The organism is Noviherbaspirillum aerium (genome assembly GCF_008929045.1).
GTDB classification, from domain to species: Bacteria; Pseudomonadota; Gammaproteobacteria; order Burkholderiales; family Burkholderiaceae_D; genus Noviherbaspirillum; species Noviherbaspirillum aerium.
On sequence record NZ_VFAH01000052.1, the window covers coordinates 1 to 15,197 of the forward strand.

General features: G+C 53.9%; 10 protein-coding genes and 8 pseudogenes. 10 read left to right on the plus strand and 8 right to left on the minus strand.

Features of this window, described 5'->3' with window-relative positions:
• Nucleotides 1–152 precede the first annotated feature (152 nt).
• The 5 genes and pseudogenes from FH061_RS29695 to FH061_RS29710 form a co-directional block, all read left to right on the plus strand.
• Nucleotides 153–668 (plus strand): ISAzo13 family transposase, encoded by a 516-nt coding sequence (locus tag FH061_RS29695; protein WP_192805326.1) that lies wholly within the window; start codon nucleotides 153–155, stop codon nucleotides 666–668.
• Nucleotides 669–732: 64 nt separating this feature from the next.
• A protein-coding gene (locus tag FH061_RS29700) for an IS5 family transposase (RefSeq protein ID WP_192805327.1) occupies nucleotides 733–1,535 on the plus strand; the annotation gives its coding sequence in 2 pieces (ribosomal slippage) (nucleotides 733–1,096 and nucleotides 1,096–1,535; 804 coding nt in all).
• Between the two features lie 199 nt (nucleotides 1,536–1,734).
• A pseudogene (locus FH061_RS31385) lies at nucleotides 1,735–2,139 on the plus strand (IS30 family transposase); the annotation flags it as partial.
• 867 nt (nucleotides 2,140–3,006) lie between these two features.
• Nucleotides 3,007–5,430 carry a sensor domain-containing protein gene (locus tag FH061_RS29705; RefSeq protein WP_192805328.1) on the plus strand — a complete coding sequence of 808 codons (2,424 nt, stop codon included), beginning with the start codon at nucleotides 3,007–3,009 and terminating at the stop codon, nucleotides 5,428–5,430.
• Nucleotides 5,431–5,603: 173 nt separating this feature from the next.
• Nucleotides 5,604–5,762, plus strand: a pseudogene (locus tag FH061_RS29710) (IS256 family transposase); the annotation flags it as partial.
• A gap of 89 nt (nucleotides 5,763–5,851) precedes the next feature.
• On the opposite strand, the pseudogene FH061_RS31390 reads toward FH061_RS29710, so the two are convergent.
• Nucleotides 5,852–5,986: pseudogene (locus tag FH061_RS31390) on the minus strand (IS3 family transposase); the annotation flags it as partial.
• 48 nt (nucleotides 5,987–6,034) lie between these two features.
• On the opposite strand from FH061_RS31390, the gene FH061_RS29715 reads away from it, so the two are divergent.
• Together FH061_RS29715 and FH061_RS31960 are read left to right on the plus strand one after the other, a co-directional pair.
• Complete coding sequence (locus tag FH061_RS29715; RefSeq protein WP_151639443.1) at nucleotides 6,035–6,298, plus strand: transposase; 264 nt, start codon at nucleotides 6,035–6,037, stop codon at nucleotides 6,296–6,298.
• Nucleotides 6,299–6,333: 35 nt separating this feature from the next.
• Nucleotides 6,334–6,816: an IS3 family transposase gene (locus FH061_RS31960; protein ID WP_225984980.1), complete on the plus strand. Its 483-nt coding sequence runs from the start codon at nucleotides 6,334–6,336 to the stop codon at nucleotides 6,814–6,816.
• Here FH061_RS31960 and FH061_RS29725 read toward each other — a convergent pair.
• From FH061_RS29725 to FH061_RS31395, 3 genes and pseudogenes are all read right to left on the minus strand, one after another.
• Nucleotides 6,794–7,267, minus strand: a pseudogene (locus FH061_RS29725) (IS3 family transposase); the annotation flags it as partial. The gene FH061_RS31960 and the pseudogene FH061_RS29725 sit on opposite strands and share 23 nt — an antisense overlap.
• Nucleotides 7,268–7,307: 40 nt before the next feature.
• A protein-coding gene (locus FH061_RS29730; RefSeq protein WP_192805329.1) for an IS3 family transposase occupies nucleotides 7,308–8,395 on the minus strand; the annotation gives its coding sequence in 2 pieces (ribosomal slippage) (nucleotides 7,308–8,134 and nucleotides 8,134–8,395; 1,089 coding nt in all).
• 63 nt (nucleotides 8,396–8,458) lie between these two features.
• Nucleotides 8,459–9,156, minus strand: a pseudogene (locus tag FH061_RS31395) (IS3 family transposase); the annotation flags it as partial.
• Between the two features lie 41 nt (nucleotides 9,157–9,197).
• Here FH061_RS31395 and FH061_RS29745 point away from each other — a divergent pair.
• Both FH061_RS29745 and FH061_RS29750 read left to right on the plus strand, forming a co-directional pair.
• The gene (locus FH061_RS29745) at nucleotides 9,198–9,737 is read left to right on the plus strand and encodes an IS3 family transposase (protein WP_225984979.1); all 540 of its coding nucleotides are present in this window, start codon (nucleotides 9,198–9,200) and stop codon (nucleotides 9,735–9,737) included.
• Between the two features lie 72 nt (nucleotides 9,738–9,809).
• Nucleotides 9,810–10,031: pseudogene (locus FH061_RS29750) on the plus strand (IS3 family transposase); the annotation flags it as partial.
• A gap of 76 nt (nucleotides 10,032–10,107) precedes the next feature.
• On the opposite strand, the gene FH061_RS29755 reads toward FH061_RS29750, so the two are convergent.
• Nucleotides 10,108–10,548: a chemotaxis protein CheW gene (locus FH061_RS29755; RefSeq protein ID WP_192805330.1), complete on the minus strand. Its 441-nt coding sequence runs from the start codon at nucleotides 10,546–10,548 to the stop codon at nucleotides 10,108–10,110.
• Between the two features lie 279 nt (nucleotides 10,549–10,827).
• Nucleotides 10,828–12,510 carry a methyl-accepting chemotaxis protein gene (locus FH061_RS31590; protein ID WP_151639449.1) on the minus strand — a complete coding sequence of 561 codons (1,683 nt, stop codon included), beginning with the start codon at nucleotides 12,508–12,510 and terminating at the stop codon, nucleotides 10,828–10,830.
• Between the two features lie 155 nt (nucleotides 12,511–12,665).
• Between FH061_RS31590 and FH061_RS29765 the strand changes: the two are divergent.
• A pseudogene (locus FH061_RS29765) lies at nucleotides 12,666–13,546 on the plus strand (IS1380 family transposase); the annotation flags it as partial.
• 293 nt (nucleotides 13,547–13,839) lie between these two features.
• Here the strand turns inward: FH061_RS29765 and FH061_RS29770 are convergent.
• Both FH061_RS29770 and FH061_RS29775 read right to left on the minus strand, forming a co-directional pair.
• Complete coding sequence (locus FH061_RS29770) at nucleotides 13,840–14,862, minus strand: IS110 family RNA-guided transposase (RefSeq protein WP_151639450.1); 1,023 nt, start codon at nucleotides 14,860–14,862, stop codon at nucleotides 13,840–13,842.
• Between the two features lie 122 nt (nucleotides 14,863–14,984).
• A pseudogene (locus tag FH061_RS29775) lies at nucleotides 14,985–15,197 on the minus strand (IS256 family transposase); the annotation flags it as partial.

A 15,197-nucleotide genomic window follows, 5' to 3' on the forward strand; every position in this document is an offset into this window, starting at 1 on the left:
GCGCGCATCCTGTCCGTGGAGATGGAAAGAGTGTTTCCCAAGATCAATGCCGATCAGCGTTACGTTTTGCATGTTGATCTCCTCGCTCGTTAAAGAAAGACACCCCACTAGGGTAACCGCTCGTAGGATGGAGGGCGACCATTTCATTAGAATTGATTGGCAACTTCAAGAATGCCGGGCGAACTTGGCGCACGGAAGCTGACCGTGTGCTGGTCCACGACTGGCCACAGGATGCGATCGCTCAGGCCATCCCTTATGTCGTCTACGAAATCACTTCCAACACCGGTTACATGTTCGTTGGCGATTGCTTCGATACTCCGCGCTTCGCCGTCGACGCCATTCGGGACTGGTGGGTATGTGAAGGTCAAAAGCGCTATCGTAAAGCCGATCGCTTGTTGATTCTGGCGGATGCGGGTGGGTTTAATAGTTGTCGGTCCAGGGTATGCAAAGCACAATTGCAGGAATTGAGTGATATCTCTGAGCTCTGCATCACGGTATGCCACTACCAGCGGGGCTGTTCGAAATGGAATCCCATTGAACATCGTCTGTTCAGCCATATCAGCATCAACTGGGCAGGCATCCCGCTACGTTCCTTCGATACGATGCTGCGATATATCGAGGGAACGGAAACCGAAAGCGGACTTACTGCCTATTTCGATAGGCGGTAGATAAAGGAAAAAATGGCGCTCAAACGGGTCGAAGGAGAGGTTGTTTCGATACAGGAGTGCAGCCATGAAGCAAGGCAAGCGAGATGATGGCTTTCGCATGAGCGATGTCCTGTGGCAGCAAATCGAACCATTGCTGCCGGCGCCCAAACCCCATCCGTTGGGATGCCACCGGCCACGCGTTCCCAACCGTGCAGCGATGGATGCCATTCTGCTGGTGCTGCGCACCGGCATGCAATGGAATGCCCTTGACGACACTGGAGTCTGTACGTGCTCATCGGCGTACCGACGATTCCGGGAATGGGTTGATGCCGGTGTGTTTGCCACGTTCTGGCGACTGGGGTTGCTGGAATACGATGAACTCAAGGGCATTGACTGGAGCTGGCTGGCATTGGACGGCACGATGACAAAAGCGCCTCTGGGCGGAAAAAAACCGGTCCGAACCCGTGCGACCGTGGCAAAGGCGGCGTCAAGCGCAGCTTGCTCACCGAGGCTCACGGTGTTCCGTTGGCCCTTGAAGTGGCTGCGGCTAACCGGCATGACATGAAGCTGGTTAGCGCCACGCTGGCGCATATGATGTGTGCGCAGCCAGATGGTCGGCGCAGAAGCAACTTATGCTTGGACATGGGTTACGACTACGAGGAGGTAAGACAGATTGTTGATATCGCTGGCTTTGAGCCGGTCATCCTCGGCAGGCGTGAGGAACAAGAGAATAAGAAACAGCATGGCGCACGTGCCAGGCGCTGGGTCGTTGAGCGCACACATAGCTGGCTCAACCGCTTCCGTCGCCTACTGGTACGGTGGGAAAAGCGTGAAGACACCTACCTCGCCATGCTGCAGCTTGCCTGCGGAATCATCGCATGGCGTTAAGCCCTAACGAAATAGGCAGTTAATGTGAAGGCTTGTCTATAACGCGGCGGCAATGAAACGGGCGAGAGAGTCACTAATGAAGAATGGGTGATGCTAAGGATTCCCATCATGACATCTGTCCGGCATGGAGCTATACACTCAGTCCGCGGCCGTGCTGGATCGATGAATACGACCAAGTTGTTTACTGCTGAGCCCTGACATCGCTACCGTCGTAGAACGGCAGACGCGCTTCACGATACTGGTCAAGGTAGAGAGCAAGAACACCGACCACGTGGTCAGCGCACTCTCCAAATAAATGAGCAGACTACCTGAACTCCTGCAGCAGAGCCTGACGTGGGATCGCGGGCAGGAAATGGCCAGGCATCACGCTTTTACGTTAGCGACAAATATGGACGTATACTTTTGCGATCCACAAAGTCCTTGACAGCGTGGGACTAATGAAAATACGAATGGGTTACTCAGACAGTACTTTCCAAATGGAACTTGCTTGTCGGGTTTTACCCAGCAGGAGTTAAATAGGTTCGCATTAAAGTTGAACACTCGACCAAGGAAAACGCTTGGCTTTCAAACGCCAGCCGCTAAACTGGCAGAGGTGTTGCGTTGACCGGTTGAATCCATCAGGACTATTTACCGGGAGGGGATCACTCGAGCTTCCCATCCCACAGTTACCCGTGACGCACGTCGAGGTAGGCTACTTCCGACGCAACGGAAGGTTCTCTAGGCGATTGTCATGATGAATCTCCTTGAACAATTGAAAAAGCGACTTTTCGAGTCGCACCGCACGCTAGTAAATTTGACTACAAATTCTGGATCTCAGAAGGAAGCGACGAAAAAAGCGCAGTCAAAATAACTTTCCTCTACGCAAACGGCTTCCCGATTGTATGGATACGCTAGCCCGCCTTGAATCGCATATGCTGGAACTGAAAGTCGTCGCCCCTTATGGATTCTTGTATCCCAAGCAGGGAACAGACTTCCGTCATGCTTGACCACAATTTGGCCGGTCGCGGCCACGAGTCGGGCGATGCACCAGTTTGACCCACCACAGGAGAGACATTACGCGAAACTGGAGTATTGATTGTGCGCATACGAAAGCCTGTTAATAGGTAGGTTGCTAGTTACCCATTGTTACGCCAGATCACGCGTATTTTAGTCTGAGGCCTAATTGTGTGAAATCAAGAGATCGATGAAATCAGATATAAGAGCCCATGCGCACTGCCCGGAAAAACCTCACCCTTGCGGGCTGGGGAGAAAGACGTGATCGGGTCTAGTTGGCGGCACTTTCAGAAAGCGGTCGGGTCCAATTTTCCAGCATTTTCGATCTACTTCTTTTTCATCTCGCTCTGGAAACATTCGATCGTTTTGTGCAAGGATGCTGAGCATCAGCTCCTGCCCTACAAAGCCATCAACGCGTCACATTGCACGACGGAGATAGGAAGTGGTTATACGGGAGATTCGCGATGCAATGGACCCAATGGCCGTAGTGGTCATCAATCTATCGGGTGTGGTCCAGAGCTGGAACGCACATGCCGAAACTTTGCTTGGGTGGTCTAGCACACACGCCGTCGGCAAGCGGCTCAAGGACCTCATCTTACCGCCGGAAGCTAAAGCATCGTACGACGAAATGTTGCCGCCTCCATCGTGGAAATCAAAGCATCCAGTGCGCCAGCAAAAATCGATTATTCCAGCTCGGCATAAAGAAGGCCACCGTCTTTCCCTCGTCGTCGAAATGACACCCCTAGAGAACAGGGAGGAAATACTATTTCAATGCAATCTCCAGGATACGCATTTCAGCGAGGCGGCCAATGAATTATCCTCACCTCTACAACACGAACTGGTTGCGATGCAGGCTGCGGTCGCGCGATTGATGCAATGCGCTCAGGACATAGTTTGTATTGTTGACAGTAATGGCCACATTCGCAAGGCGAGTCCGGCTACGCAATCCATCTTGGGATACAAGCCGGACGAATTGGTTGGCACATGCATCTATGATTTGTTCAGATTTACCGGCGATAAAGAAGCTGCACGCCAAGTGCTTACAAGCGCACCGAACTTTCCTACAACGATCGAGGTGCATGCAGTACATAAGGATGGTCGAAACCTGCATATCAGATGGACTTTCCAGTGGTACTCTGACGCCAGGGTGACTTATTGCGTAGGCCGGGATGTTACGCTGGAGAAGACGACAATTTTTGCCATCCGTGAGCGTGATGAACGTTTCCGTTCGCTCTTTGAACATCACCCGGATGGTGTCTTTCAGATTGATATGCACGGCCGACTTCAAACCTGTAGCGCCACCTTCTGTACCTTGACCGGGTATTCACTCAGTGAGCTGCAAGGAAAGCGCTATTTCAGGCTCCTACGGCACGATGAGATTCCCAAGCTGGCCCTGCGTGCCATCCGCATACGCGGTGGACATGCCCAGCGAATCGAAACGACCGGCCGACGAAAGGATGGCACACAGTACGACGTTATGGTGATGGTGATGCCGCTCATGGTTGAAGGACAGATGGTCGGTTTTCATGGCATGGCGCGTGACATATCGGCGGTCAAGGAATCGGAACGTCGGGTTGAATATCTCTCGACCCGCGACGTGCTTACTGGCTTGCCTAACCGGGCGCTACTCATGGATCGCCTGCAACATGCACTGTCAAAGGCAGATCGTCATGGCCATACTGTTGGCGTGTTGTTTATGGATTTGGCTCGGTTCAAGGCCGTCAATGACAGCTTCGGACATGCACAAGGCGATGATGTTTTACGGATCATTGGCGATCGTCTCAAGCACACGGTTCGTGGCGTCGATACGATAGGCCGGTATGGAAGCGATGAGTTCATTGTCATCGTTGAAGATATAGGTTCAGTTCCTGATCTGATCAATATTGGCCGTAACTTGATTCAAGCGGTCGAGCGTCCGATAGACATTGAAGGCCACAAGATCTATATGGGAGTCAACATTGGTTGTAGCCTCTATCCTCGTCATGCTGACAATGCCGCAACTTTGGTGCGCAATGCTGACCTGGCCATGTATGAGGCGAAGTCGATCGGTCCCGGTGCATTCCGCCTTTTTACAGCTGATATGAACGAAAGGGTGAAAGTACGATTGGTTGGTGAAAGCCAGCTGCGGCGCGCTCTTGAAAGCAAAGAACTCGTCGTGCATTACCAGCCACGAATCGATATGCGGACCCACCGTGTTGTTGGCGCGGAAGCGTTGGTCCGTTGGCAGCACCCAGAACGAGGCCTAGTGCCGCCCAATGAGTTCATTCCCCTTGCAGAGGAGCTCGGATTGATAGGACGTTTGGGCGAATGGGTGCTGCATACGGCCTGCCGCCAGAACCGGCATTGGCAGGATATGGGATTCATGCCAATCAAGATATCAGTTAACCTGTCGCCGCTGCAATTGATGTCTGGATCTTCACTGGTGAGTGAGATGCGAACTGCATTGTTAGATAACGACCTTGATCCGCAATGGCTGGAACTGGAGATCACGGAAAGTACATTGATGCAAAATGTCGAGGCGACGTTGTCAATGTTGGCCGAAATTCGGTCTTCGGGTGTTTCGATTTCAATTGATGATTTTGGGACCGGATATTCATCGCTGAGCTATCTAAGGCGCTTGCCTGTCAACACACTGAAAATTGACCAGTCCTTCATCCGTGATTTGACGACAAATCGAGACGGTGCCGCTATAGTTTCCGCAACCATCGCCTTGGCGCACACACTGCAGCTGAAGGTCGTAGCAGAAGGAGTCAATAACAAGGAGCAAGTAGAATTTTTGCAAGCTCACGAATGTGATGAAGCTCAGGGGTATCTACTAGGCCGACCTGTACCTGCAGAAGAAATGGCGTTGAGGTTGGACAAAAGCTTGATGCATGCGATAGTCGGTAGATCATCCAAGTAGTGTGGTATCTGCGAGCTATAGTCCAAATTGGTGTGCGGGCCGAGCTCTGAAGGTGGAGAGGAAGGCGGTGGAGATATTGTTGGAAAATTTGACTGTCTAGATCAAAACCAACCAACAGAGGAACCTCCACCATGTAGAAGGATAAGCAAGAAACGCAAAGCGGTCTACCGGAAATGGGTCTGGGCCTGGACGAACTGGTGCGCTGCGGCGCCCGGCAAGTGATTCAGCAGGCGATCGAGGCGGAACTGACCGAATTGTTGGCACAGTATGTGAATGTGAAGACGCTCAGTGGCCGGCAGGCGGTGGTGCGCAACGGCTACTTGCCCGAACGCGACAACTATCCTGACACCGGGGGATACAGTCGCTTGAAAGTGAACTATTAGTTTGCACCCAAAACCGCCGTGTCGCAATTCGCCGACGGTATCAACGTAAAGTCCGATACCCAGCGCTGGTTCGGCCGATCCGCCGTGCACTGGCGGTTGACCAGGTTCTGTGGACGTTCAGCGGCCATGTCGGGAATCGTCGTGCGAATGCGCTTGCCATGACCCGCCCCCTTGAATTAGTACGGCGCTAACATGGAGTCTGCCTAGCACTGGAGGCAGCCATGAAACACCGTTTTACCGAAGAGCAAATAATTGGTGTATTGAAAGAAGCAGAAGCGGGTATGAAGGTCACTGAAGTGTGTCGCAAGTATGGCATCAGCGATGCGACCTACTACAGCTGGAAGTCGAAGTTCGGCGGTATGACGGCTTCGGAAGCACAGCGCCTCAAAGCGCTGGGAGCCGAGAATGCCAAGCTAAAGAAACTGCTGGCAGAGTCATTGCTCGACAATGCAGCATTACGGGATGTTGTCGGTCGAAAGTGGTAAGCCCGCAAGCCAGGCGTGACGCCGTGACGCATTTGATGACGGTTCACCAGTTAGGCGTCACACGCGCTTGCGGGCTGATTGGCATCTCAAGATCGCTGTACCGTTACCGCGCAAGACGGCCCGATGATCGGGAGCTGGCAGAGCGGTTGACGGCACTGGCTGGACAGAAGCGTCGCTATGGATACCGGCGCCTGCACATATTGCTGCGCCGGGAAGGTTGGAGTATCAATCGCAAGCGGACGTATCGGGTGTATCACGCCCAAGGGCTGATGGTGCGCAGACGTAAGCGTAAACGCATAGCTGCGCTCGAACGCCAGCCGAAGACGGTTGCAACGGCACCGAATCAAAGTTGGTCGATGGACTTCGTGTCGGATGGGTTCGTCAACGGTCGACGGCTGCGATGCTTGAACATCGTCGATGACTTCACCAGAGAGTGTCTGGCCATCGAAGTCGACACGTCTCTGAGGTGTACTGTCAAGGATGGACACTCACGTCTCAGGCGGCCTGCAAGTGTTTGAAGGCTTCAGCAAATACCGCCGGCGATTGGTAGCCAAGGCGTGAATGACGCCGTTGGCAGTTGTAAAAGATTTCGATATATTCTCTGATGGCGGTCTCGGCATGAGCACGCGTCTCATAACGCTGGTGATGGACCATTTCGTTTTTCAGGCTGCCCCAGAAGCTTTCCATGGGCGCGTTGTCGAAGCAGTTTCCCTTGCGCGACATTGACGTGCACATGCCAAATTGCTCAACCAGCTTGCGATAGTCATGCGCACAATATTGACGGCCGCGATCGGAATGATGGATTACGCCCGCAGGCGGCCGTTTGTTTGCGACCGCTCGCCATAACGCCTGGGCGGTCAGAGCCTGCGTCATTCGATCTCCCATGGCATATCCCACAATCTCGCAGGTGAACACGTCCTTGACCCCAGCCAGGTAAAGCCAGCCTTCGCCAGTTGGGATGTAAGTGATATGGTAATCCCCCCGGAATTGGGGGCATTCAGAAGTAGAGTTACGCGGCCATGGCCAACCGCTGTATTGGTGTGATACCGCCCAGGGCCATGTTTGGACGGTCATGATTGTAGCCGTACATCCACTGTGTGGCGAACAACTGCACTTCTTCGAGATCCTCCCAGTAGTACTGGGATAGCCATTTGTAGCGCACCGTGCGATTGAATCGCTCCACGTAGGCGTTTTGCTGGGGCTTTCCGGGTTGGATGTAATCGATCCGAATCTGCCGTCGCGCTGCCCAGCTCTGGACAGCGCCGCTGATGTTCTCTGGTCCATTATCGCAACGAATGGCGGCCGGCTTACCACGCCACTCGATGATCTGCTCAAGGGCGCGTATCACTCTCTCAGCCGGAAGAGAGAAATCGATCTCGATGCCCAGCGCTTCCCGGTTAAAGTCATCGATCACATTCAGGAGTCGGAAGCAGCGGCCGTCACCGAGCTGGTCATGCATGAAATCCATGGACCAAACCTGGTTGATCGCCATCGGCACCATCAGCGGCTCCGGCTTCTCTCGAACCAGTCGCTTGCGTGGCTTGATCCGTAGATTCAGTTCCAACTCTCGATATATGCGGTACACACGCTTATGGTTCCAGCCGTAGCCTCGCACGTTACGTAGATACAAGTAGCACAGGCCAAAGCCCCAGTTGCGATGGTTGTCGGTCAGGCGCATCAGCCACCGAGCAATCTCTTCGTTCTCGGCATTGCGCTTAGCGCTATAGCGGTAGCAGGTCTGGCTGACCTGGAAGATATCGCACGCCAGCCGGATGCTGATCCCTTTGCCTTCGACAGCTTCCCTGGCCATCTCGCGGCGGCGAGACGGCCTCAGAATTTTTTTGCCATGGCCTCTTTCAGAATGTCAGCCTTCAACCGCTCCTCGGCGTACATCTTCTTGAGCCGCATGTTCTCCGCTTCCAGCTCTTTCATCCGAGCCATCATTGACGTGTCCATACCGCCGTACTTTGCACGCCACTTGTAGAACGTTGCCGAACTAATTCCTAACTCACGGCACAACTCCGGCACTGCCAGTCCGCCCTCCACACGCTTGAGCGCTTCAATAACCTGACTGTCCGAAAACTTTGACTTCTTCATACAGAATTCTCCCTCAACGAGAAAATTCTACTTCTGATCGCCTCTTTTGGCCGGGGGGATTACCATATCAGTGACGTACACTTCATTCGGACGTGTCGGGTTAAAAGTCTGCTCAAGCAAGTTCGGTGCAATCGGGAAGTCATGCCGCGAATCGGTCGTGGCCTTGAATTTGCGTTTTTGCTTGCAGCGCATCCCCAGTTCCCGCCGCAGTCGAGCGATGCGATCACGGCCAGCAACAAATCCTTGTGCCTGCAATTCTGGCTGCATCCGGCGTACACCATAGGTTTCGCGGCTCTGACGGTGTACTGCCTTGATTGCCACCTTCAACCGTTCGTCGCCTTGCTGGCGTCGTGATGGCTTGTGTGTCAGCCAGGCATAAAAGCCACTACGCGACACCTCAAAAACTCGGCACAGCGACGCCACCGGATAGTCGAGCCGCATCATATTCAATTGCGCGTACCGGGCAGCGACTCCCTGGCAAAGTACGCGGTGGCCTTTTTTAACACTCCCTTCTCCATGCGCTCAGTGGCCAGTTCCTTGCGTAATCCTGCAACCTCCGCTTCCAGATCGGCCACGCTCCGGCTGCCCGGTGCCGCCGCTGTTGTTCCGCGTTTGGCTGCCATGACCCAGTTCGACAGCGTTCCTTTGGAGATGGACAGGCGCTGCGCCGCGTCTTCCAGCGACAGCCCTTGCTCCAATACCAGCTTCACCGCCTCCCCGCGGAACTCAGGCGTATAAGTCCTCAGATTTGTTCTCGTCATGCTTTCTCCCTTTGACTCAGTTTATCAAACGGGAGTGTCCGTTGATATCAGGCTACCTCAAAGCGTTACCCTCGGTGGCTGCGCCGAACGAGCGGTGGGCAACAGATTTGTGTCGCGTATGGGCTGGCCGAGATGGTTGGGCGGTGCTGGCCCTGGTGATCGACTGTCATACCAGAGAGTTGCTTGGTTGGCACCTGTCACGCTCTGGCAAGGCCAAGACCGCTGAGTCTGCGCTGGAACAGGCACTGATCACCCGCTACGGAAACTTGGGACGCGTGCCTGCACCGTTCCTGCTTCGCTCCGACAATGGCCTAGTCTTCACCAGCCGCAGCTACACCGCGCTGGTCAGAAGTTACGGATTGAAGCAGGAATTCATCACACCACACTGCCCCGAACAGAACGGCATGGTTGAGCGAGTCATCCGAACTGTGAAAGAACAGTGTGTGCATCGCCATCGGTTCGAAACCTTGCAGCATGCGAGCCGGGTCATTGAAGACTGGATCGGCTTCTATAACACCCGGCGTCCACATCAGGCGCTGAGCATGAAAACACCTGCCGAGGCATTTACTTTAGCAGCATGATCTGAGCAGATTCGGCTGGGTCGATACAGACACGCCCATACCGTACTTCATGCAAAGTTCCAATTCGCACCACTAGCTGAAACGATCAACGGGTTGTACAAAGCAGAACTGATTCATCGCCGCGCCCCATGGAAAACCAAGCAATCCGTCGAGGTCGCAACCCTGGAATGGTTGGCTTGGAATAACCATCACCGCCTCATGGAACCTCTGGACTATATCCCACCCGCCGAAGCTGAGGAATACTACTACTACACGCAACTCAGAACTGCCATTGCCGAACCTGTTTTAACATAAACCAACCAGCCTCCACGATTCCCGGCGTGGTTCATTCCACCCCTTCGCGCACTTGTCCAGATATATTGTGATCGGCTCAAGGGACGGACAACACTTTATTCAAATCCAGAAGGAAAAACTGCCTACCGCCCCATGCGGCCATACCGACTAAACCGTCAAGATGGAACGGTGCGCCGCTTTCTGAAATGTCTTCTACTTGTGTGCTCGTCAGACTGGTGGTTGCTAACACGCGATCAACGATCAGACAGATAGATCTGCCGCGGACGCGGACAATAATTACCGATGTTAGATCATCGTATAGTAATACGCCGGAGCGAAAATACTTGCGAAAGTCTACCATCGGCATGATGGCGCCATTTTTGGATACCACGCCTTCGATCAACATGCTACCCTCGACAAGGCGCGTGAGGCAACCGTAGTCGCACAGTTCTTGGACGCTCCGGATATCAATGCCGAAATGCTCGCCGCCAACGTTAAAAATCAAGAGTTCATACGATTTTCTGCTTGTGTCATTCATGTCCGCAGTCCAAGGTACATGAGTACTTGTGCCCATTTTTGCCTTCTTGTATTAACTGTCTAGTACGGATTTATTGTGGTTTCCACGCAAAGCAGTGCAGTGCAGTGCAGTGCAGTGCAGTGCAGTATTCTAGTTAATCCACTTGCAGCCGTGAGAACTTATGGATCCATGAGGCCATTCTTTGCCGACGATACTTGAGGCTCCGGCTTCGACAGGGGGCCTCCAACGCACTATTTCGCAAAGCTACATTCAAGCCAGGTAGGACCTACGTTATTTGTTCTAACCGTCTTTGCTAAGCGATAGTAAAATTTGAGGTGTCGCCGAAGACGGATTCGTTCTGCCAGCGTCCTTTGCATCAGTCGAAATTCGACGTGGCGATGATGCGGCTGCGCCGTTCATTACAGGCATAGCGGTCGGTCGTGTGTCGATTCTGAACATACGCACTGTCTGCGAAACCCCTTCCGCTTGGTCCCGCATTGCCTCCGCTGCTGCTGCAGCTTGCTCGACCAATGCTGCATTTTGTTGCGTCATCCGGTCCATTTGGCTTACTGCTTGATTGATCTGCTCAATGCCCGCAGTTTGTTCGGAGCTGGCTGACGCAATCTCGCTCATTATGTTGGTTACGCGCTGAATGCTCGTCATTACCTCTCGCATCGTCATTCCAGCTTCGTTTACCAACTTGGTGCCTGCATCTACATGGTCTACGGAATTTTCAATTAACTCTTTGATCTCCTTGGCCGCAGCGGAAGAACGTTGCGCCAGCGAGCGAACTTCAGCGGCGACAACGGCGAAGCCACGCCCTTGCTCACCAGCGCGTGCCGCTTCTACCGCTGCATTAAGCGCAAGAATGTTGGTCTGGAAGGCGATACCGTCGATCACAGAAATAATGTTTGCGATCTTCTTCGAAGAGTCACTGATGGAACCCATGGTCGAAACGACATGAGAGATAACCTGGCCGCCCATATCGGCCACTTTGGAAGCTGATTGAGCCAACGCGTTTGCCTCCTGTGCGTTCTCGGCGTTTTGTTTGACCGTAGAGGTCAGTTCTTCCAGCGAGGATGCTGTCTCTTCCAACGAACTAGCCTGTTGCTCAGTTCTGGCAGAGAGATCCTGGTTTCCATTTGCGATTTCTACCGATCCTGTTGCAATGGCGTCTGTTCCAAGACGTACTTGTCCTACGATACGAACAAGGCTGCTATTCATATCTTTCAGCGCCTCCATCAAGCGTCCAGTTTCATCATTCGATGTGACTTCAATATTTTGGGTTAAATCGCCGCTTGCGACAGCGGATGCAATCTTTATTGCGCCTTGCAACGGAAGTGTTATGGCGCGCACCAGCCACCAGCCGACAAAAAAGGCGATCACGAGTCCCAATGTAACGCCGGCAATGCAACTATTCCTTACCCAATAGTAAATTTCCTGAGATTTCGCGTACTCGGCCTTCGCCTCATTCAATTGCAGATTGATTAGAGCATTCATCTTTTCACGCACTGGAAGGAAGAGGGTATCCATCGGGCCATGTACGGCAGCAACTCCCGATTGTGTGTCAAGCACCTTCAGTGCCTCAATGGCGGGCGACAGTCCTTCAACAACATATTTGTTGCGAGCCTCGGTAAACTCCAATGCCAGCTTTTCTTCTTCTGACGTTAAGCTGCCGGAGAGGTAAGTATTCCAAATATTGTCAATGTGCTGGCGACGCTTCTCAACTTCGGCAAGCGCTTGCTCAAGAGTACTTTGTTCACCCGTAAGCGCCTTTGCGATGGCCAACTCGTTTTGATTTATGAGTCGAATGATTTGATCAAGCGTACCTAAGGAGACCAGGCGTTGATCATAAATGTTTTGTATCGATGTGTTGGCACTGCCAAGGCTAAGAATACCAATCATTCCGCCGACAACTAACTGCAGCGAAAGAAAGGCAATGACGCCAACCAATCGGAACTTGATCGTTACGTGTTCAAACATCTTACGACTCCTTACGAAGGCTGGGTTATCTTAATATTAGCGCACGGGTGTTCTTTATTTCCCTCTAACCCGAATATTTCATGACTTAGGTCGGCGATTCCGTGCCGAAGCGCGTTGTTATTGGTGCTCAAGCCAAACAACAACTGGAATCGCCGATGCCAAATTGTACCGTTGAATCAATCGAGTTAGGAAGGGTCGGACGCCGGGTGATCTAGGCCTAGTTCGACGACGGGGACCTCAGTAATGACGCGGGCGTGTTGCTGTTGCGGCGCGCCGACGAGCATATTGGCCTCGCGCGTGCCGTCGCCAAGGTGTTTGCCGACAGGCGTCGCTCTGCCAGCGTCACCCATGCGGCAGGCGATCTGTTCAGGCAACGTCTGTACGCGCTGTGCTGCTGCTGGGAAGATGTCACCGATCACAATACGCTGCGGCACGACCTGGCGCTGCATACAGCGGTCGGGCATGACGGTGTGTTGGCTTCCGGGCCTACGCTGTGCCATCTGGCAGCCACTTGCACGCCCGCGCACACCGCCGCGCTGCACGGCGTGCTGCTCGACCAGTCCATCGCCAGCCGCGCCGAAACTTCACAAGAACTGATCGTTGACATCGACGCCACCCATATACCGCTGCACGGCGAACAGGAAAAGGCGCATTTCCACCGTTACTACGATAACTACTGCTACCTGCCGCTGTACGTGTTTTGCGGGCAGGACCTGCTGGCGTGCGTGCGGCGCCCGTCCAGTCGCGATCCGGCCAGCATCCTGTCGGCGCTAATCAAGTTGCTCGCGCAACGCCTGCGCCAGAAGTGGCCCCAGGTGCGCCTGATCGTGCGTGGCGATTCGGGCTTTTACCGTCCGGCCGCGTTGCGCCGCTTCGACAAGGGGGCATCCATTACATCATTGGACTGCAAAAAAACGCAGCGCTGTTGAAACGGGTGGAGCTGGCAGAACTGGCGATTGCCGATGCGTATGCCGCCACCGGCATCAAGCAGCGCATGATCGGCGAGTTCGACTATGCCGCCGGCACCTGGGAGCGGAGCTAACGTCATAGATGGTCGCCCCCGTTTTGCCAAGCTCTCAATCAACGACGGTAAGAAGGTAAAGATTGCGGCCATAGATCCGGACTTTTAGTGAGGCATTTGCCTCGGTCCCTGATGGAATATGCTGGACGGCGCCTCAATCAAGACTTCGCACTCGAAGGTGCTTTGACGTTAGCGGGTTGTGCCATCCACGGTCTGACCTGTCTTGCCATCACGTCATGATTGCCTGTGCAATCGGTGGAATCAATTACGCGTTTTCTGCCTGCACTTACATCTTCTGCCCGGTCCGATTAGGCGGCAGCGTAATCGGACCGGAACTCTCTGTCCTTGAGCAGCAATGCCCAGACGATGCGGGCAGTCTTGTTGGCCAGGGCCACTGCTGCTACGTTCTTGTGGCACCGGCCAATCAGCCGACGCAGCCAGCTATCTTCTTTAAGATTGCGTTCGGCGCGCAGGATCACTGCCCGCGCGCCGTGAATCAGCAAGGTCCGCAAGTACGGATCGCCGCGTTTGCTGATGCCCTGCAAGTTCGTTTTGCCGCCGCTCGAATGCTGTTTTGGTACCAGCCCCAACCAAGCTGCCAGCTGCCGGCCATTGGCAAAGTTTTTCGCGTTACCGATGGATGCCGCCAACGCACTCGCAGTAAGCGGACCGATGCCGGGAATGGCTTCGAGCTTGCGGCTTGTCGCATTGGTACGATGCCATAGCTGGATCTGCACTTCCAGTTCTCCGACCTGCCGATCCAGCTCTTTCAAGTGCGTCAGCAAACGGTGCACCAGTTCGCGAAACACACCCGGCAGTTCGTCCTTGGCCTCCTCTAGTAACACCGGCACGCGCTGGTGGAGATACGTGATGCCTTGCGGCACAATCAGACCGAATTCGCTGAGCAAGCCGCGGATCTGGTTGGCTTGCGCGGTCCGGGCCTTGACCATGCCTTGCCGTGCCCGATGCAGTGCCAGCACCGCCTGCTGCTCAGTCTCTTTGATTGGTACGAAACGCATATTCGGTCGCAGAACCGCTTCACAAATGGCTTCGGCGTCAGCCACATCATGCTTGTTGGTCTTGACGTAGGGCTTGACGAATTGCGGCGCCATCAGCTTGACAGTATGGCCCAACGTCTGCAGCTTGCGCGCCCAGTAATGTGCACTACCACAGGCTTCCATTCCGATCAGGCACGGCATCAGATTGGCAAAGAAAGTGGCCATCTGGTTACGCTTGAGCTGCTTCTTGAGTACAGTCTTGCCGTGTACATCCACTCCGTGGAGCTGGAACACAGATTTTGCCAAATCGATTCCAATTGTCGTCAGCTTCATTTGGTTCACCCCTTTCGATAAGTAGTTGTCGACCAACATTACTTTGACACATTGCTATCGTTTCAGGAGGGGGCGACCATTCCATTAAGACTGGTGTATGGCCGGCTCGAAGGATAGCGACGTCAGGCGGCGAGTTTTTGCTGTTCCGGCGGATTGTCTTGCACCGGTAGTCCATCCTTGAACGGCACGCCCGCCAGCAGCACGGCGGGGTTGTCAGCGCCGCGAGTCTTACGCCAGCTCTTTTCTGCTTCTTCCATCAGCTTGAACGCCAGCCCGAGAAACGTCGCCCTCGATAGACAGTTACGCGAGCGCGTCGTCCGATGTCGCACGGTGGC